15 protein-coding genes are annotated in these 18,824 nt (G+C 71.1%); all 15 read left to right on the top strand.

The features are described from left to right. The first annotated feature begins 273 nt into the window (after nucleotides 1-273). The 15 genes from ACF059_RS15380 to ACF059_RS15450 all read left to right on the top strand — a co-directional run bounded on the left by ACF059_RS15380 (nucleotide 274) and on the right by ACF059_RS15450 (nucleotide 18,796). Entirely contained in the window at nucleotides 274-834 is a 561-nt protein-coding gene (locus ACF059_RS15380) for a YqgE/AlgH family protein (RefSeq protein WP_366867491.1), read from the top strand. Nucleotides 835-862: 28 nt separating this feature from the next. Further along, a complete protein-coding gene (locus ACF059_RS15385; RefSeq protein ID WP_030010729.1) occupies nucleotides 863-1,147 on the top strand; it encodes a DUF3039 domain-containing protein in 285 nt (94 codons plus the stop codon). 209 nt (nucleotides 1,148-1,356) lie between these two features. Then, the gene (locus tag ACF059_RS15390) at nucleotides 1,357-2,994 is read left to right on the top strand and encodes a beta-N-acetylhexosaminidase (protein ID WP_392056818.1); all 1,638 of its coding nucleotides are present in this window, start codon (nucleotides 1,357-1,359) and stop codon (nucleotides 2,992-2,994) included. 227 nt (nucleotides 2,995-3,221) lie between these two features. Continuing rightward, nucleotides 3,222-4,139, top strand: coding sequence for an FAD binding domain-containing protein (locus tag ACF059_RS15395; protein WP_392056821.1), 918 nt, complete (start codon nucleotides 3,222-3,224; stop codon nucleotides 4,137-4,139). After that, on the top strand, nucleotides 4,136-6,217 hold the full coding sequence (locus tag ACF059_RS15400) for a (2Fe-2S)-binding protein (protein ID WP_392056823.1): 2,082 nt from the start codon (nucleotides 4,136-4,138) through the stop codon (nucleotides 6,215-6,217). Before ACF059_RS15395 ends, ACF059_RS15400 begins: the two co-directional genes overlap by 4 nt. A 44-nt stretch (nucleotides 6,218-6,261) precedes the next feature. Continuing rightward, on the top strand, nucleotides 6,262-8,556 hold the full coding sequence (locus ACF059_RS15405) for a xanthine dehydrogenase family protein molybdopterin-binding subunit (protein WP_361948472.1): 2,295 nt from the start codon (nucleotides 6,262-6,264) through the stop codon (nucleotides 8,554-8,556). 190 nt (nucleotides 8,557-8,746) lie between these two features. Next, a complete protein-coding gene (locus tag ACF059_RS15410; RefSeq protein ID WP_392056826.1) occupies nucleotides 8,747-9,298 on the top strand; it encodes a hypothetical protein in 552 nt (183 codons plus the stop codon). Then, nucleotides 9,295-10,749 carry a WXG100 family type VII secretion target gene (locus tag ACF059_RS15415; RefSeq protein WP_392056829.1) on the top strand — a complete coding sequence of 485 codons (1,455 nt, stop codon included), beginning with the start codon at nucleotides 9,295-9,297 and terminating at the stop codon, nucleotides 10,747-10,749. The genes ACF059_RS15410 and ACF059_RS15415 overlap by 4 nt, the downstream gene beginning before the upstream one ends. Before the next feature lie 21 nt (nucleotides 10,750-10,770). Next, nucleotides 10,771-11,943 (top strand): type VII secretion-associated serine protease mycosin, encoded by a 1,173-nt coding sequence (gene mycP, locus ACF059_RS15420; protein WP_392056832.1) that lies wholly within the window; start codon nucleotides 10,771-10,773, stop codon nucleotides 11,941-11,943. 60 nt (nucleotides 11,944-12,003) lie between these two features. After that, on the top strand, nucleotides 12,004-12,429 hold the full coding sequence (locus ACF059_RS15425) for a hypothetical protein (RefSeq protein WP_392056835.1): 426 nt from the start codon (nucleotides 12,004-12,006) through the stop codon (nucleotides 12,427-12,429). 10 nt (nucleotides 12,430-12,439) lie between these two features. After that, nucleotides 12,440-14,722 (top strand): hypothetical protein, encoded by a 2,283-nt coding sequence (locus tag ACF059_RS15430; RefSeq protein WP_392056838.1) that lies wholly within the window; start codon nucleotides 12,440-12,442, stop codon nucleotides 14,720-14,722. Further along, nucleotides 14,723-15,271 (top strand): hypothetical protein, encoded by a 549-nt coding sequence (locus tag ACF059_RS15435; RefSeq protein WP_392056841.1) that lies wholly within the window; start codon nucleotides 14,723-14,725, stop codon nucleotides 15,269-15,271. A gap of 64 nt (nucleotides 15,272-15,335) precedes the next feature. Beyond that, the gene (locus tag ACF059_RS15440; RefSeq protein ID WP_392056844.1) at nucleotides 15,336-15,836 is read left to right on the top strand and encodes a hypothetical protein; all 501 of its coding nucleotides are present in this window, start codon (nucleotides 15,336-15,338) and stop codon (nucleotides 15,834-15,836) included. A 166-nt stretch (nucleotides 15,837-16,002) separates the two neighbouring features. Next, on the top strand, nucleotides 16,003-16,431 hold the full coding sequence (locus ACF059_RS15445) for a hypothetical protein (RefSeq protein ID WP_392056846.1): 429 nt from the start codon (nucleotides 16,003-16,005) through the stop codon (nucleotides 16,429-16,431). Nucleotides 16,432-16,441: 10 nt separating this feature from the next. After that, nucleotides 16,442-18,796 (top strand): hypothetical protein, encoded by a 2,355-nt coding sequence (locus tag ACF059_RS15450; RefSeq protein ID WP_392056849.1) that lies wholly within the window; start codon nucleotides 16,442-16,444, stop codon nucleotides 18,794-18,796. Nucleotides 18,797-18,824 lie beyond the last annotated feature (28 nt).

Here is an 18,824-nt window from a genome sequence, read left to right on the forward strand (position 1 = left end):
ATCTCGCGTTCCGGAGTGGGGTGGGCAGGGGGCCAGGGAAAAGGGTAAGGGCCATCACCCCCTTGTTCGTAAGGCAGACGCGGCCGTAGGACTGTCATGAATTCGGTACAACACCCTCCGTACCGGCCAAATGGCGGAGCGTTGCCTTCCACTGGCGGACCCCTCAGGGCCGTCCGTGCGCGCTCCTTCGCGCTGACGTGCGCGTTGGACCGCGTGCGATCCGATCTTCCCGGCCGCTCCCCGCAAACGGCGAATGTGCGGGATCATGGCGGCATGACCGAGGTGTCCTCCCTCACAGGGCGGTTGCTCGTGGCCACCCCCGCCCTCGCGGATCCCAATTTCGACCGCGCGGTGGTGCTGCTGCTCGACCACGACGAGCAGGGCTCGCTCGGCGTGGTCCTCAACCGGCCCACCCCCGTGGGCGTCGGTGACGTCCTGCTGCCCTGGGCGCCCCTGGCCGGCGACCCCGGGGTGGTCTTCCAAGGCGGCCCCGTCGCGCTGGACTCGGCCCTCGGGGTGGCCGTCATCCCGGGCGAGGAGGGCCCCCTCGGCTGGCGCCGGGTGCACGGCGCGATCGGCCTGGTCGACCTGGAGACACCACCGGAGCTGCTGGCCGCGGCCCTGGGCGGACTGCGCATCTTCGCCGGCTACTCGGGCTGGGGCCCGGGCCAGCTGGAGGAAGAGGTGGGCGACGGCGCCTGGTACGTGGTGGAGTCCGAGCCCGGCGACGTGTCCTTCCCCGACCCGCAGCGGCTGTGGCGGGCGGTGCTGCGCCGCCAGCGCAGCGACCTCGCGATGGTCGCCACCTATCCGGACGACCCGTCGCTCAACTGACGGGCCCGGGGTTAAGTACCCTGGGTCCATGAGCACTCTTGAGCCCGAGCGCGGGACTGGCACGGGGACCCTCGTAGAGCCGACGCCGCAGGTGTCGCACGGTGACGGCGACCACGAGCGCTTCGCCCACTACGTCCAGAAGGACAAGATCATGGCGAGCGCGCTCGACGGGACCCCCGTCGTCGCGCTCTGCGGCAAGGTCTGGGTACCGGGCCGGGACCCGAAGAAGTACCCAGTCTGCCCCATGTGCAAGGAGATCTACGAGTCCATGGGCCCCGGCGGGGACAAGGACAAGGGCGGCAAGGACAAGTAGTCCGGCCCCCAGGTCCGGACCGCTCTCGGCCCTGCTCTGTGACCTGACCCGCCCTGTCCGCAGGCTTCACGGGCCCGAGGCCCCCGGTGCGCTCTGGCGCGTCCGGGGGCCTTTGCCGTGTCCGGGCGGCGCGTTAGGGTCGGCGCGACGAGCGCTCTGTGGAACGGGTGTTGCACAGGGTGCAACACGCTGCCGCGAAGGGCTCACGCATGGACCTGATCCCCGCACCCCGGCTCGCCGTCCTCGACGAGGACGGGCTCCGCTACGCGTTCGGCCCCGAGCCTGCGCTCGCCACCGGCCCCGGCACCCAGGGCGTCGCGCGCCTGCTGCGCCGGGAGCTCGGTGCGGCCACCGGCTGGAGCCTGCCGGCCGCCGCACCCGGCGCGGCCGCGGACCTGAGGCTGCGCCTGGACCCGGAGCACGGTGAGCGGCTGGGGCCCGAGTCGTACGGGATCACCGTCGACGCCACGGGCGTCGAACTGACGGGGGCGAGCGAGGCCGGGCTCTGCTGGGCCTTCCAGACGCTGCGTCAGCTGCTGGGACCGGACGCCTACCGCAAGGCGCCCCTGCCCGGGCGCACCTGGAGCCTGCCCCACGGACGGATCGCCGACGGCCCCCGCTTCGGCTGGCGCGGACTGATGCTCGACGTGGCCCGGCACTTCCTGCCCAAGGACGGGGTGCTGCGGTACATCGACCTGCTCGCCGCGCACAAGCTCAACGTGCTGCACCTGCACCTGACGGACGATCAGGGCTGGCGCGTCGAGATCAAGCGCCACCCGCGCCTGACCGAGGTCGGTGCGTGGCGGGCGCGCAGCCGGTGGGGCCACCGGGCCTCCCCGCTGTGGAACGAGACCCCGCACGGCGGCTTCTACACCCAGGACGACATCCGCGAGATCGTCGCGTACGCCGCCGAGCGGCACGTACGGGTGGTCCCGGAGATCGACGTACCGGGGCACTCGCAGGCCGCGATCGCCGCGTACCCGGAGCTGGGCAACAACGACGTGGTCGACACCTCCGCCCTGGAGGTGTGGGACGACTGGGGGATCTGCGAGAACGTCCTCGCGCCCACCGAGGCCGTGCTGCGGTTCTACGAGGGGGTCTTCGAGGAGGTGCTGGAGCTGTTCCCGGCGGAGGTCTCGCCGTTCGTGCACGTGGGCGGGGACGAGTGCCCCAAGACGCAGTGGAAGGCCTCACCGGCCGCGCAGGAGCGGATCCGCGAGCTGGGCGTCGACGGGGAGGACGGGCTGCAGTCCTGGTTCATCCGGCACTTCGACGGCTGGCTCGCCGAGCGCGGGCGGCGGCTGATCGGGTGGGACGAGATCCTGGAGGGCGGGCTCGCGCCGGGCGCGGCCGTGTCCTCGTGGCGCGGCTACGCGGGCGGCGTCGCCGCCGCCGAGGCCGGGCACGACGTGGTCATGTGCCCCGAGCAGCAGGTGTACTTGGACCACCGTCAGGCGGGCGGCGCGGACGAGCCGATGCCCATCGGGTACGTGCGCTCGCTCCAGGACGTCTACCGCTTCGAACCGCTCCCGCCGAAGCTGTCGGCGGAGGCGGCCCGCCATGTGCTCGGCGCGCAGGCCAACGCCTGGACCGAGGTGATGCAGGACCAGAACCGGCTGGACTACCAGGTGTTCCCGCGCCTGGCGGCCTTCGCGGAGGTGGTGTGGTCGTCGCTTCCGGAGCCGCAGGAGCGGGACTTCGCCCGGTTCGAGGGCCGGATGACCGCCCACTACGCGCGGCTGGACGCCCTGGGCGTCGGGTACCGGCCGCCGGGCGGCCCGCTGCCGTGGCAGCGGCGGCCGGGGGTCCTCGGGCGCCCGATCGAGGGTGAGCCGCCGCACGCGTGACCGAAGCGGAACTGTCGGAACTCTCTCCCGATGTCCGCTTATACGGGGAAAAACGGGCGATCAGCGGGAGCTGTGCAGGGTGGCTTCCCTCAGGGCCCGCCCGGCCGACCCTCGCGCCGGGCGGCCCGGAAGATGTGCCAGAGTTGCCACGTCCCGGCGGTGAGCACGTACCGTACGGCGGACAGGCGTGAGCGCCGGGACCGGGACATCGGGAAGGGGCAGCTGGGTTGACCACGCACGCACCGCACGCACCGCACGCACAGGATTCATCTCAGCGGGCCCAGGGGCCGCAGGCGGCGCAGTCCGTGACGCTGCCGGCCTCGCTCGACGAGGCCGTGGCGGCGCTCACCGCCATGCCCGCCGCCGTCCCCGTCGCCGGGGGCACCGACCTCATGGCCGCCGTCAACGCGGGGCTGCTGCGGCCCGCCGCACTGGTGAGCCTGGGCCGGATCAACGAGATCCGCGGCTGGCAGTACCAGGACGGCCACGCGCTGCTCGGCGCGGGCCTCACCCACGCCCGGATGGGCCGGCCGGACTTCGCCGCCCTGATCCCCGCGCTGGCGGCCGCCGCGCGCGCCGCCGGGCCCCCGCAGATCCGCAACGCCGGCACCCTCGGCGGCAACATCGCCACGGCCGCGCCCACCGGTGACGCCCTGCCCGTGCTGGCCGCGCTGGAGGCCGTCCTGGTGATCGTCGGCCCGGAGGGCCGCCGCGAGATCCCCGTGTCGCACCTGCTGGCCGGCCGCGAGATGCTGCGGCCCGGTGAGCTGATCGGCTTCGTGCGGGTCCCGCTGCTGCACGCCCCGCAGGTGTTCCTGAAGGCCACGGGGCGTACCGGGCCGGGGCGCGCGGTGGCGTCCGTGGGGCTCGTACTGGACCCCGCGCGCCGGGGTGTGCGCTGTGCGATCGGCGCGGTCGCCCCGATGCCGCTGCGGCCGCTGGAGGCCGAGCAGTGGGTGGCCTCGCTGATCGACTGGGACGACCAGCGGAGCCTGGCCCCCGAGGCGCTGGAGGCCTTCGGCGAGTACGTCGCGGCCGCCTGCGTGCCCGACCAGGGGGAACCGGTGGCTCCGGGCGTACTGCATCTGCGGCGGACGGTGGCCGTGCTGGCGCGCAGGGCCCTGGGGAGGGCACTGAGCTCATGAGCGAGAACGAGAACGAGAACCAGAACGTGACCCAGGGGAACGGCACGGCGGGCTGGGGCTGGGAACCCGTCCCGCAGGGCGGCGAGTACGACTCGGACGCCACGGCCTTCGTGAAACTGCCGCAGGACATGCTGGACGCGCTCGGCACGGGCGAGCCCCTCGCGGCGCCCGGCCACGGCTACGTGCCGCCGCCGATGATCGTGCCGCTGGGCTCGGCCAGCACGGATCCGACGGCCACCGGTACGTGGACCATGCCGGTGCAGTGGCCCGAGGCGGCGGGCTCGGCTCCGGCCGCTGGGGCGCCCGCGCCGGGCGCGGGGCCCGGGTCGGGCGGGGCGTCCGGGTCGTCGGTGGGCGGGCCGTCGGTGGGCGGGCCGATTCCGGCGTCGATCCCGATCCCGGCGTCGGTGGCCGCGGCGTTCGCCGAGGCGGAGCCGGAGCCGGCGGGTGCGCCCGTGACCGATCCGGGGGCGACGGCCGAGTGGCGGTTCCCCGGGGCGGGACAGGAGCCCGAGGCCGAGGCCGCCTCCACGGCGACCGGGCAGTGGGCCGTTTCCGACCTTCAGGGGGACTTCCGGCCGAGCGCGCTGGACGGGGACTGGAGCCAGGCCCCGGCGACGCTGCCGGGCGGCGCAGCCGCGCCCTGGGCGTACCTGACGCAGCAGCCGGCCGGGGACGCGGACCCGGGTGTGCTTCCGGGTACGGACGACGCGGCGGCGGCCGCCGCCACGGCGCACGCCGCCGGGCGGCAGCTCGGGGGCCCCGGAGCGGGCGCCCTCGGACGCGGCCCGCGGGTGCTGGGCGGGCCCGGTGTGGGCACGCCGCTCCCGGAGGGCGAGCCGGCGCATCCGGCCCCGCACGACATCGAGGCCGCGCACGGCCCGGCGGGGGAGCAGGCGGAGGACGTCCGCGCCGCCGAGCGCGGGGCGTACGGGGAGTACGCGGGGCACGCCGAGCACGTGGAGCACGCCGAGCACGCGGAGCCGGTGGGGTACGGGCCGTACGCGGGGCAGGCGGAGCACGCGGGGCACGCGGAGCACGCCGGTTCGGCGCAGGGCGGTCCGGCGCAGGGCGGGACCGACGGGCACGGCTTCATGGCGTTCGGGCACGCGGAGCCTGCCGCTCCTGCCGTCCCTGACGCGCCTGCCGTCCCTGACGCTGCGGGCGAGGCCGAGGAACCTGCCGTCGTCGCCGCCGCTGCCGGTCAGCCGGTGGCGCCCGGGGGCCTGGACCTCTTCGGCGGAGTGCGGACCGAGGCCGCGCCCGCCGCCGAGACGCCGGGCGCCGAGCCCGCGCCGGAGCCCGCGCCGGAGCATGGGGACACCGACGGGCGGGGCTTCGCCGGAGCCGGGGCGGTGCCGGGGGAGCTTCCGGCCGGCCGTACTCCGGGTGAGGACACCGCCGACAGCGCCGTGGAACTCCCGGACGCGGGGAGCGGCGAAAGTGTCCCGGCCGCGGTGCCGACGTACGAAGAAGAAGCGGCAGCCGAGGCCGTCGCCCATCACGAACACCCGCACGCCTCCTACGTCCTGCGCGTCAACGGCGCCGACCGCCCCGTCACCGGGGCCTGGATCGGCGAGTCCCTGCTCTACGTGCTGCGCGAGCGCCTCGGCCTCGCCGGCGCCAAGGACGGCTGCTCGCAGGGCGAGTGCGGCGCCTGCGCCGTGCAGGTCGACGGCCGGCTCGTCGCCTCCTGCCTGGTGCCGGCGGCCACGGCCGCGGGGAGCGAGGTCCGGACCGTCGAGGGTCTCGCGACGGGCGGGGAACTCTCGGACGTGCAGCAGGCGTTGTGCAGGTCGGGTGCGGTGCAGTGCGGATTCTGTGTGCCCGGCATGGCCATGACCATCCACGACCTGCTGGAGGGCAATCACGCCCCCAGCGAGCTGGAGACCCGCCAGGCGCTGTGCGGCAACCTCTGCCGTTGCTCCGGCTACGCGGGGGTCATCGGCGCCGTGCGCGAGGTCGTGGCCGAGCGCGCGGCGGCGGCGGCCGCCGAGCCCGCGGCTTCGCCGGAGCCCCGCATCCCGCACCAGGCAGCGCCCGGCGAGGGCGGCATCCACCACGGAGGCACGGCGTGAGCGGGCAGGACGCGGCGACGGCGACGACGACGGTCGGCACCACGGTGACGGCACTGGCCGCCCCGGCCGAGGCCTCGGAGCAGGGGGTACCGCGCGGCATCGGAGCCTCCGTCCCGGCCGCCGACAGCCGAGCCAAGGCGGAGGGCACCTTCCCCTACGCCGCCGACCTCTGGGCCGAGGGCCTCCTGTGGGCCGCCGTGCTGCGCTCCCCGCACGCCCACGCCCGGATCCTCTCCATCGATACGACCGCCGCCGCCGAGATGCCCGGCGTGCGCGCGGTCGTCACCCACGCCGACGTCCCCGGCGCCACCACGCACGGCCGCCGGATCGCCGACCGGCCGGTGTTCGCGCACGACGTCGTACGCCACCACGGCGAGCCCATCGCGGCCGTCGCCGCCGACCACCCGGACACCGCCCGCCTCGCCGCGGCCGCGATCGCCGTCGAGTACGAACTGCTCGACCCGGTCACCGACCCCGAGCAGTCCTTCGGCGCCCCCGCCCTGCACCCCGACGGCAACCTGATCCGGCACATCCCGCTCCGCTACGGCGACCCGGAGGCCACCGGCGAGGTGGTCGTCGAGGGCCTGTACCGGATCGGCCGCCAGGACCCCGCCCCCATCGGCGCCGAGGCCGGGCTGGCCGTACCGCGCCCCGACGGCGGCGTCGAGCTGTACACCGCCTCCACCGACCCGCACGTCGACCGGGACCTGGCCGCCGCCTGCTTCGGCCTGGACCCCGACCGCGTGCGCGTGGTCGTCACCGGCGTGCCGGGCGCGACGGCCGACCGCGAGGACGCCGCCTTCCAGCTCCCGCTCGGCCTGCTGGCCCTGCGTACGGGCTGCCCGGTCAAGCTGGCCGCCACCCGCGAGGAGTCCTTCCTCGGCCACACCCACCGCCACCCGACCCTGCTGCGCTACCGCCACCACGCGGACGCGGAGGGCCGGCTGGTCAAGGTCGAGGCGCAGATCCTGATGGACGCGGGCGCGTACGCCGACTCCTCCGCGGAATCCCTGGCGGCGGCGGTGGCCTTCGCCTGCGGCCCGTACGTGGTCCCGCACGCCTTCGTCGAGGGCTGGGCGGTCCGCACCAACAACCCGCCGTCCGGCCACGTCCGCGGCGAGGGCGCGATGCAGGTGTGCGCCGCGTACGAGGGCCAGATGGACAAGCTCGCGGCCGCCCTCGGCATCGACGGCGCCGAACTGCGCATGCGCAACGTCCTGGCGACGGGCGACCTGCTCCCCACCGGCCAGACGGTGACCTGCCCGGCCCCGGTGGCGGAGCTGCTGCGCGCGGTCCGCGACGTCGACCTGCCCGCCCTGCCGAAGGACACCCCGGAGGACGAGTGGCTGCTCCCCGGCGGCCCGGAGGGCGCGGGCGAGCCCGGCGCGGTACGGCGCGGGGTCGGCTACGGGGTCGGCATGGTGCACATGCTGGGCGCGGAGGGGACCGACGAGGTCTCCACGGCCACCGTGAAGGTGGTCGACGGCGTGGCGACGGTCATCTGCGCGGCCGTCGACACGGGCCAGGGCTTCGCGACGCTGGCCCGCCAGATCGTCCAGGAGGTCCTGGGCGTGGACGAGGTGGCGGTGGCCCCGGTGGACACCGACCAGCCGCCGGCGGGGCCGTCGGCGCACGGCCGGCACACGTGGGTGTCGGGCGGCGCGGTGGAGCGCGCGGCGAAGATGGTCCGTACCCAGCTCCTGCAGCCGATGGCGCACAAGCTGGGCATGTCGACGGAGCTGCTGCAGATCGCGGACGGCCGGATCACGTCGTACGACGGCGCGTTCTCGATGCCGGTCACGGAGGCGATGGCCGGTAAGGAACTCTGGGCGACGGCCCAGTGCCGCCCCCACCCGACGGAACCGCTGGACGCGGACGGCCAGGGTGACGCGTTCGTGGGCCTGGCCTTCTGCGCGATCCGCGCGGTGGTGGACGTGGACATCGAGCTGGGCTCGGTACGGGTCGTGGAGCTCGCGGTCGCCCAGGACGTGGGCCGCATCCTGAACCCCCGTCAGCTGGAGGCCCGTATCGAGGCGGGCGTCACGCAGGGCATCGGCGCGGCCCTGACGGAGAACCTCCGCACGGTCTCCGGCCTGGTCCGCCACCCGGACCTGACGGGCTACGCCCTGCCGACGTCGCTGGACGCCCCGGCGATCCGCATCGTCAAACTGGTCGAGGAGCGCGACGTGGTGGCGCCGTTCGGCGCGAAGGCGGCGAGCGCGGTCCCTGTGGTGACGACGCCCGCGGCGGTAGCCTCGGCCGTGCGCGCGGCCACGGGCCGACCGGTCAACAGGCTCCCGATCAGGCCATCGGCGGCGGTGGCTGTTCCCAACTCGTGACGGTGTGACCCGCATTGCACGTGCAACCCTGGACTTGGGACTGTCGGTACCGGTCGCTAGAGTGATCGGTGAGCATGCGCACGTGTGCGCGCGAACTCGTGCGAACGGGTGCGTACGGGTGCGAACGGGGATGGGTGGCGGCGCTTCGCGCGCCGCTGCTACGGGGAGACGGGGAGACGGGGAGGCCAACGTGGCAGACGACAACGGGGCGAGCCTGGTGGGAGCGAGCCTCGCGCTGGGGCTGGGGGGTCCGATGGGCGCGCTCGCAGGCGCTGCCTACGGGGCGGCCGCCGCGGCACTGAGGGTCCAGTACGACGACTTGAAGTCCTATCAGAAGCTGGTGAACGATCTCCTGACGAAGCTTCAGGAATCCCCGGCGCACCACGGCAAACTGGCCGACGGCACGCTGCCGGTGGGGGCCCTGGGCAAGAACTTCAAGCAGGCCGAGAAGCTCTACAACGCGTACAACACCGTCCACTCGGAGCTGCAGAAGCTGTCTAAGGGGCTGGCGGTGCAGATCGAGGCGCTCGGCATCGCCATCCAGTCGGCCGGGGGCGGCTACAGCGAGGTGGACGAGGAGACGAAGCGGCGCATGGCCCTCCTCGCTAAGCAGGCCCATGACATGTACAACGAGAAGCGTGACCCGTACGCGGAGAAGAAGTCCGACAGGCCGCAGGACACGCCGACCAGCCCGCAGCCGAACAGTCCGCAGCCGAACGGGAAGGGCGCCCCCATCCGATGAGCGAGTTTGAGGGCTACACACACGCGCAGCTGTACGCCATGGTCGCTGCGATGGACCCGGACAAGGCCCATCACTGCGCGACGCAGCTCACCGAGGCCGCCAAGGCGATCGAAGAGATCGGAAACAAGCTCAAGGACCACAAGGTCAAGGGCTGGGAGGGCGAAGCGGCCGACGCCTTCCAGAACTGGGTGAACAAGACGGGCAGCGCCACGCTGGTGCTGGCCGAGTACAGCGCCGCCGGCGGCAAGTACATGGCCGAGTCGGCCCAGATCATGCGCGAGGTCAAGCCGACCGACTACGGCGCGGGCAACATGCCCAAGTACGACGCGTCCGCGGAGGCGGCCCTCAAGCAGAACCTCGCGACGTCCCGCGAATACCACAACGACCCGGACGCGGTGAAGCTCGGCCAGGAGGCCTGGTCGAAGCTGAGCGGCGACCACGCGCGGGCCGTGGACGCGATGACGAAGCTGGCCGGGTCGTACGAGAAGTCGTCCCAGCAGATGGAACAGGCGACGATCCCGACGTTCCCGCCGCCGCCGAAGGTTCTTGTGCCGGAGGGGGTCGCAAGCGATACCGACATGGCTCGCTCGAGTTCCGCGTCGGGGAATTACACAGGAGGCTCCTCCTACGGATCGTCCTCGGGACCGAGCGGCAGTAGCTCTGCGAACGAGCCGGGCTGGGTGCCAGGGCACCAACCGAAGCCGGATGGCACGCCGCCGTCAACTTCTGTACCGCTGATCCCGGACCGTAACGTCGGCGTGAACATCGACTCCGTCGGCACGCTCCCGGACCGGACTGTGCCGCCGGTGACGACCACGCCCGGCCCGCTGCCCACAGGCCCGGGCCCCGTGGGTCCCGTCCCTGGCCCCTTCGCCCCTCCTGTGGGTCTCCCGCCGGTCGGCGGCGTGAAGGGGAAGGGCCTCGGTCCGGGCACAGGCCCCGGCCTCGGCCCGTACCCGACCCTGACCGGCCCCAACGGTCCCGGGGGTGGCAGGGTCGGCGGTATGCCGCCGGGCATGCCCCCGCGTGACACCGGCATCATGGGCGGTCGTCCCGTGAAGTCCAACGGTCCCAACGCGGGCATCCCGCGTGGCACGGTCATCGGTGAAGGTGCTCAGGCAGGCCGCGGCATGGGTGGCCCGATGGGCGGCGGCATGGGCGGTGGCGCTCACGGCGGGGCGGGCCGAGCGGCTGCAGGCCGTCGGCTGGCCTCGGAGCCGGGAGGCATCGTCGGTGGGCGTCAGTCTGCGGCCGGTCGCCCGGTCGCTGGCGGTCAGCCGTTCACCCAGGGCGGCTCGGGGCTCGTACGAAACGGTGCTGTTGGCGCCCCGGGTGCGCACGCTCCGGGTAAGCGGCGGGACGACCAGGGTGGCGAACGCCCCGACTATCTGGTCGAAGACGAAGAGACCTGGCAGGGCAACCGTCGTGTTGCTCCGCCGGTGATCGACTGAGCAGAACGGACGTTGCACGGGATGCGCATGCGTAAGGCGACCTCGGCCCTGGTGGGTCTGCTGCTGGCCGGGGTCGCCGCGACCCCGGCCCACGCGGACTCCATTCGATCGCAGCAATGGCATCTAGACGCCATGAAGGCGGACGACATCTGGAAGATCAGCACGGGTAAGGGCGTCACCGTGGCGGTGATTGACTCGGGCGTCAACCGCATTCCGGAACTGGAAGGGCAAGTTCTCGCAGGTAAGGACTTCGAACCGGACAGCGTAGAGGGTGACGAGAGGACGGACGTCAGCAGCCACGGCACGACCATGGCCGCAGTCATTGCGGGCAGCGGAAAGCATCCAAGCGGTGATGGCGCCTTTGGGCTTGCGCCCGGAGTCAAGATCCTCCCGATTCGCGTGCCCCATGAGACGAGTCGGGCAACCCCGTCGTGGGTCGCTGCCATTCGGTACGCGGCAGACTCAGAGGCCAAGGTCATCAACATTTCCCTGGCCTTGGACGGTACGCCCCAGGATGACGAAGCGCGTCGCGAAGCAGTGAAGTACGCGCTCTCGAAGGGGAAGCTGATCTTCGCTGGTACCGGGAATGACGGGAAGACCGAACTTCTCTACCCGGCTGCGACGCCGGGAGTCGTCGGCGTGGGAGCGGTGGACCCCAAGGGTGAGCCGACCAAGGAGTCGCAGCACGGCCCCCAGGTGGACATGGCAGCGCCTGGGAGCGACATCGTTACGGCTTGTGCCGGTAAGACCGGGCTCTGCAAGTCCTCTGGTACCAGCGACGCGACCGCCCTCGCCTCTGCCTCCGCTGCCCTCCTCTGGTCCGCCCACCCCGAGTGGACCAACAACCAGGTCCTCCGCGTGCTGCTGAACACCGCCGGCAAGCCCGTCGACGGCTCCCAGCGCAACGACTACGTCGGCTACGGCGTGGTCAGCCCCCGGGTCGCACTGCAGACGCCCGGCGACCCCGGTCCGGCGGACGTCTACCCCCTACCCGACCTGGCGGCGGCGGACGCGGCCAAGAAGCCCTCGGCCGGGCCCGACGGCAAAGCCTCCGGCTCGGCGGCGTCCACGCCCGCTCCGCAGGCGGAGGAGAAGAAGAGCGGCAGTTCCCTCCCCTGGATCGCCCTGGGCCTGGGAGCCTGCGTCCTCATCGGCGGAGCCGTGACCGTGGTCGTCGTGCGCCGCAACCGCTGACACCTGTTGAACCAGCTCGACCTGCATGATCTGACCGCACCTGACGGGGGAGTTCACGCGATGTCGTTCGACGAAGAGTGGTCGGCGGCGCGCGCCACGGCCACGGCCCATGTCTCGATGCGGCTCAACCAGGCTCCGGCCGATCCAGGCGGCGGAGGCGGCGGCGGTGACCTGGAGCTGAACCAGGACCACATCGGCGCGATCGGCTCGGAGGCGTACAAGCTCCACACCCGCCTCCAGACCGACGGCAAGCACGCCGCCACCTCCACCGCCGAAGCCGCAGGCGCACTCACCAAGGAGAACTTCGCCAGCGGGGCGGCACTCCTCAAGGTCAACACCACCTGGGAGACCCAGGTGAAGACCCTTGTGGCGGCCTGCGCGAACATCTCCAACGGTCTGAACTACTCCCTCTCCTCCCACGCCAAGGACGAGCAGCAGCTCCACGCAGACTTCACCGCGTCCGCGATCGACAAGTACCTGAAGTAGGGGCCGGGGCATGCTGACCTACGAGAACGTATTGCACGCACCGCTGGACAAGCTCCAGACGGCGGTCACCGACTGGACGGCGATGGCCGGCAAGCTGAACGAGATGGCCGAGGCCGCTCGCAACGGCATGAAGGCCAAGTCCGACAAAGCCGAGTGGAGCGGGGTCACCGCAGGCGTGGCCCGCGGGTTCGTCGACAAGACGGCCAAGGAGTTCGAGGACGCCGCCAAAGCGGCCAAGGGCATGCACCTGCTCCTCGCAGACGCGCACGCGACGTTCAAGGCCGCGCAGGACGAACTGAAGAAGCTCGCTGCGGAAGCCCCGGCGGCCGGCTTCCAGGTGGATGCCACGGGGCGGGTCTCCGCCATCCCGCTCCCCACCGAGGCCGAGCGGAACGCGGCCCGGCACGACCCCGACTACCAGCAGTCGCTGAACGCGAACCGCAACGCCTGGCAGTCCCGTATCAACCGCGCCGTCGAGGACGCCCAGGACGCCGACGACTCCCTGGTCCGCGCCCTCCAGGCGAACGTCACGGACGAACACGACTTCAGTGGTGCGAAGTTCAACACCCTTGACGCCGAGCAGGCGGCCCGCGCCGCCGACCTGATGAAGAAGGTCACCGGCGAGGGCGGCACCGCGCGCAACCCCGAGGCGCTGCGCGAGCTGGAGGAACTGCTCGACGACAACCGCGAGGACCCCGAGTTCTCGACGGGCTTCTACCGGACGATCGGGGCCGAGGGCACCCTGGAGATGTACTCCAGGATGTCCCTGGACGCGACGAGCCTGGGCCCGGCGGGCAAGGACCGTGCGCTCATGGTCGCGAACATCCAGAGCGACATGGGCGCGATGCTCGGCCTCGCCACGCACAAGGACGTCCCGAACCACCTCGACGCGGCCTGGACGACCCAGCTGATGAAGGCCGGCCGTAAGGAGATGGACGTCTTCGGCGGGGTGCGCCAGATCTACGGCTACCAGGCCCTCGGCGCCCTGCTGCGCGAGGGGAAGTACGACACGGAGTTCCTGACGTCGGTCGGCCGCGACATGATCGCCATGGACCGCAAGGATCCGAAGGCCTGGGAGTCCCACACCCCGTACGGCATGGAATCGGTCCTCAGCCAGGGCAAGGACGGCCGCGGCTTCTACCCGCTGACGGGACTGATGGAGGCGCTCGCCAACAACCCGGACGCGTCCACGGCGCTCTTCAACGAGCCGGTCCGCGAGGACACCAACAAGGACGGCCTCGTCACGAAGGACGACAAGCCGGTCAAGGGCCAGCACGGCCAGCCCCAGGGCATGGTCGACTACATGCTCGACAAGAAGCCGTACATGGACGGCTTCGACATGTCGCGGACCAGCGACCTGCACCCGGCGCAGCAGGCACTGGGCGACGCGCTGATGGCGGCGGTCTCCCACCGCGGCCCCGGCGACGAGGACTCCCCGCCGGTCGCGCACACCAAGGAGATGGCGGCCGTCATGGAACGGATCGTCGAGAAGATCGGCGACAAGCCGGAACTGGTCGACGCGGAGCCGGGGGACCCGGAGGGTCCGTTGAACGGCCTGTCCGGTCACTTCGGCCAGATGGCGGCGGAGTACATGCCGGACATCCAGGCGGCGGCGGAGAACGGCAGCCACCAGATCAAGGCCAACGGAGTGATGGCCGAGTTCAACAAGTCCAGCATGGCCAGTTTCATCGGGGCGGTGGGCCAGGACCCGGATGCCTACGGCGCGATGACCACGGCCCAGCGGACCTTCACCACGGCGCTCGTCAACGACGTCTTCGCCCATCGGAGCGAGTACGACGATCTCGACGCGGCAATCAAGGTCGCGGTGCACCCGGGTGGTCAGATCGCGGGCATCCTGTCCGAGGCTCGGGCCGAGGGAGTCTTCGCCGAGAACGGCCACAAGCAGGAGGAGTACGTCAAGGGCGTCGAGGACAACGCCAAGTGGGTCAACCGCGTCATCAGCGCTGCAGGCGGCAAGTACCTGGAGATGGTGCCGCTGGCCGGGGACGTCGTGGGAGCGCTTCAGGAGGACATCACCGAGAGCGTGGTCGAGAGCGCCAAGGAGGACATCGCGAAGAAGGTGGCGGACAGCAATCAGAAGGCCGGAGTCGATTACGGGGATGCGCAGCAGAACGCGGGCAAGTCGGCAGCGGATTCGGTGCGCATCGCGGCGGCAGGAACGGACCTGTCTCAACGCACGGTCGACGCTCTCGCAGGGGTCGCGTCCACCGAGACGGCGAATGCCCACTCGGTCGGCCGCGACCTGGTGGCCACGTCGAACGGCGGCTCCTGAATGTTCCGCCTTCCTGCTCTGCGCCTACTGATCGCGTTCGCCGCCGGTGCGGCGCTGCTGACCGGATGTTCTGGAGAGGACGAGTCGGCAGCCCCCGCGCTGCCCACCTCCACCTGCTACGGAGCGTTCACTCCGGAGGAACTCGCCCCCTTCATGGGCAAGGGGAAAGAGGTACGGGTGGACGGTCCGGCCGACGTCCGACTGACGGCGGACTGGAAGCGAAGTCACTGCACCATCGATGTCGACGGCCAGAGCCGCTTCACCGCATGGGCATATCGCAGGCCTGCGGGGCTGAACATCCCGTTCGGCTCCGAGACCGAGAAGCAGAATCCCGAAGCGCTGCCCTACGCGGGCAACAGCAGGCTCTGGGACAGTGGGGCTGCTGTTGTCCTCAGCTGCAAGGCACCCACGGACACCTTCGATCTCGAACTGCGCATTTCGGCCGCTGTGCCCGCCACGCTGAAGGAGGAGGACCGGCGCCCGACGTTCACCGCCCTTATGAAGAAGTTCATGGACCTGGCCAAGCAGCAGAACCAGTGCGGGATGTAGACCGGCTGCCCGAGACGAAGACCGCCCGGGCTGGCACGATCCCCCGGCGGCGGCAGGAGGGGCGTTGCTGGCCGGCTGCTCGGACAGCAAGGAGCCTGCTGCGGCCAAGCTGCCAGCGTCCACCTGCTTCGGCGCCTTCGCTCCGACCGAGCTGGAGCCCTTCATGGGCACGGGCGAGGAGGTGCGAGTAGATGCCCCGGCCGACGTCAGGCTGACCGCCGAGCGGAAGAGCGCGATCTGCACCATTGACGTCGACGGACAGCCCCGCTTCAGCGCGTTGGTGGAGCGCCTGCCGGCGGGGCAGCACTTCTTCTGGGCTCCCTCACTCGACCAGCAGAAGCCGGAGGCGCTTCCCTTCGCGGAGAACAGCAAGGTCTGGGACGGAGGGGCGGCGGTTTTCCTCACCTGCCACGGCCTTACGGATGCCTTTGAGCTGAAGGTGTGGATCGACGGCTCGGCGGAGCAGATCAAGCCCGACGAGCGGCGCCCGCTGTTCAGCGAACTCATGAACAAGTACCTGGCGTTCGCCAAGCATCAGAACCAATGCGGGATGAAAACCGGCTGACCACGGCGAAGGCGGCTCGGGGGAGCGCGATCTTTCGGCGGCCCGCCGTGACGCCTTGGCCGGTCAGCCGTTCACTCAGGGGGACCTTGACTACCGGGCCGACGACGAAGCGACGCCGCAGCACGCCCCGCTTGACCTGACCGGACCTGACGGGGGAGTTCACGCGATGTCGTTCGACGAAGAGTGGTCGGCGGCCCGCGCCACGGCCGCGGCCAATGTCTCGATGCGGCTCAATCAGGCCCCGGCCGGTCCAGTCGGTGGAGGCGGCGGCGGTGGTGGCCTGGAGCTGAACCAGGACCACATCGGTGCGATCGGCTCGGAGGCGTACAGGCTCCACGCCCGCCTGCAGACGGACGGCAAGCACGCCGCCACCTCCTCGGCGGAGGCCGCCAGTGCCCTCGCCAAGGAGGGTTTCGCGACCGGGGTGGCGCTGCTCAAGGTGAACACCACCTGGGAGAGCCAGGTGAAGACCCTTGTGGCGGCCTGCGCGAACATCTCCAACGGTCTGAACTACTCCCTCAGCTCCCACGCCAGGGACGAGCAGCAGCTCCGCGCAGACTTCACCGCGTCCGCGATCGACAAGTACCTGAGGTAGGGGCCGGGGCATGCTGACGTACGACAACGTGTTGCACGCACCGCTGGACAAGCTCCAGACGGCGGTCACCGACTGGACGGCGATGGCCGGCAAGCTGGACGAGATGGCCGAGGCCGCTCGCAACGGCATGAAGGCCAAGTCCGACAAGGCCGAGTGGAGCGGGGTCACCGCAGGCGTCGCCCGAGGATTCGTCGACAAGACGGCCAAGGAGTTCGAGGACGCCGCCAAGGCCGCCAAGGGCATCTACAAGGCCCTGGCCGAGGGCCTCGCCGTCTTCAAGTCCTCCAAGGGGCAGTTACAGAAGATCGCCACGGAGGAGGCCCCCGCAGCCGGCTTCCAGGTGGACGCGTCCGGGCGGGTCTCCGCCATTCCGCTGGCGACCGAGGCCGATCGGAACGCGGCGCGCCACGATCCCGACTACCAGCAGTCCCTGCGGGAGAACCGCGGGATGTGGCAGCAGAAGATCGACGCCATCATCGACAACTGCGACGACGTCGACCAATCACTCGCCCGAATGCTCGGCGCCAACGTCACCGACGCCCATGACTTCAGCGGGCCGAAGTACGGCAGCCTCGACGCAGAGCAGGCTGGCCGCGCCGTCGACCTCGCGAAGAAGGGGCGACAGCTCAGCCACAACGAACTCGTCGAGCTGAACGAGCTGCTGGCGGACAACGCCAAGGTGCCGCAGTTCTCGAAGGACTTCTACGAGAGGCTCGGCCCCAAGGGCGCCCTTGAGTTCTTCGGTTACATGTCGACGGATACGTACGACTACTCCAAGCTCGACGAGCAGCGCCTCAAGGACGTTCAGGAGCTCCAGAAGAATCTGGGCCTCAACCTGGCCACCGCCACCAACTCCAAGAGCGAGCCCCATCTGCCGGACAGCTACGCGCAGGAGCTGCGCAAGCTGGGCACGCAGCACATCCCGCTCGCCAAGTACGACCAGAACCCGCCGTACGGGTACCAGTTGCTCGGCGGCATCATGCGGTACGGGAACTACGACCCCAAGTTCCTGGTCCCCATCGCCGACCACGCCACCCAGATCCACGCCAAGGACCCGGACTTCTTCAACTCGACCCGCCACATCAACGTGTACGGCAGGAACTTGTTCAACCCGTCCGGAGTCAACGGCGCCGGCTACGACCCGGTGGTCAGCTTCCTTGAGGCGATGGGCCATAGCCCGGAGGCATCGGCCCAGTTCTTCGACCCCGACCGTGAACCGCGACCACCTGCGTACAACCAGGACGGCACCGTCAAGCCGGGCGAGCCCAACCTGGGGAAGGACGCCGAGGGCAAGCCGGTCACCAGCTACCTCGACTTCTTCGCCAACGAGAAATACGACTGCACCATCGACATGGAAGGCACGAACCCGGACGACCTGAAGAAGGTCCAGACGTACATGCCCGATGCCCTGGGCCACGCCTTGGAGGCAGCTGCCCTGGGACACGCCTGGGACGATCCCAAGCCGGAGCTGCACCGGACCGAGGCCGGAGCGCGGATCATGGACGCCGCTGCGGCGAAGTACGGCGGCGACGCCGGGTTGCTCAAGCATCAAGAGGTTCTGGCGGACAGCCTGGGAAACATGGCCGCCGGGTACATCGACGACCTTAATCACGCCCTGGATGAGAATGATGACCGCAGCGTCTTTGCCCCGCGTACCGGTGACAAGCAAGTACACGTGGCCTTTGGGCGCGAGGGCGCCCGTGACCTGATCGCTGCTCTCGGGCAGCACCCCGATGCCTACGCCACCGTGTCCACCGCGGAACGCCTCTACTCCGCGAGCGTCCTGGAGAGCCAGGGCGAGCACAGCGGCACGATCGACGAAGGGCGGGCCCGAGCGACGATCCGTACCACCGCCGAGATGCAGGGCATCCTCGATGAGTCCCGTGCGGAACAGGTCAAGGGGATCGGGGAGAAGAAGCACGAGGAGTACGAGAAGGCGCACGAGCAGCGGTCCGCATGGGTTGAGTTCGGGACTACGGCAGCCATCGCGGCCGGTGTGGCCTTCCTCCCCGCCACGGCTGCCGCGGCCGGTGCGGCGGCGATCATCGTCCCCTTGGCCGTGGACGTCGGCAGCGGAGGCGTGGAGCAGGCCGCCTCACAGGTCATCGGGGAGTGGTCGGACGAGGCCGTGGAAAGGCACAAGGACAAGTCCGACGGCGAGACGCATGACAGCAATAAGTCCATGTTCCAGGCCGGTGAGCACAGTGCCGAGGCGCCGATGAGGGAGTTCATGCGGCGCCACAACATCGATCCGAACAGCGACTTCGGCAACGACTTCATCGAGTCGATGCGTGTGGGATACGAGACCGGCAACACCATCGCCCGGCATCAGGGCCATGAGTCGCAGACGAAGGGCGTCAAGTGAACCTCGACCGTAGGTGGCGTCTGTTGGT

The organism is Streptomyces sp. NPDC016562, assembly GCF_043076955.1.
Taxonomy (GTDB): Bacteria; Actinomycetota; Actinomycetes; order Streptomycetales; family Streptomycetaceae; genus Streptomyces.

Excerpts from the sequence above, each read along its gene's own strand:
- ACF059_RS15380 (WP_366867491.1), top strand. The coding sequence starts at position 274 with ATGACCGAGGTGTCCTCCCTCACAGGGCGGTTGCTCGTGGCCACCCCC.
- ACF059_RS15450 (WP_392056849.1), top strand. The coding sequence starts at position 16,442 with ATGCTGACGTACGACAACGTGTTGCACGCACCGCTGGACAAGCTCCAG.
- ACF059_RS15390 (WP_392056818.1), top strand. The coding sequence starts at position 1,357 with ATGGACCTGATCCCCGCACCCCGGCTCGCCGTCCTCGACGAGGACGGG.
- mycP (WP_392056832.1), top strand. The coding sequence starts at position 10,771 with ATGCGCATGCGTAAGGCGACCTCGGCCCTGGTGGGTCTGCTGCTGGCC.
- ACF059_RS15400 (WP_392056823.1), top strand. The coding sequence starts at position 4,136 with ATGAGCGAGAACGAGAACGAGAACCAGAACGTGACCCAGGGGAACGGC.
- ACF059_RS15445 (WP_392056846.1), top strand. The coding sequence starts at position 16,003 with ATGTCGTTCGACGAAGAGTGGTCGGCGGCCCGCGCCACGGCCGCGGCC.
- ACF059_RS15435 (WP_392056841.1), top strand. The coding sequence starts at position 14,723 with ATGTTCCGCCTTCCTGCTCTGCGCCTACTGATCGCGTTCGCCGCCGGT.
- ACF059_RS15425 (WP_392056835.1), top strand. The coding sequence starts at position 12,004 with ATGTCGTTCGACGAAGAGTGGTCGGCGGCGCGCGCCACGGCCACGGCC.
- ACF059_RS15385 (WP_030010729.1), top strand. The coding sequence starts at position 863 with ATGAGCACTCTTGAGCCCGAGCGCGGGACTGGCACGGGGACCCTCGTA.
- ACF059_RS15415 (WP_392056829.1), top strand. The coding sequence starts at position 9,295 with ATGAGCGAGTTTGAGGGCTACACACACGCGCAGCTGTACGCCATGGTC.
- ACF059_RS15430 (WP_392056838.1), top strand. The coding sequence starts at position 12,440 with ATGCTGACCTACGAGAACGTATTGCACGCACCGCTGGACAAGCTCCAG.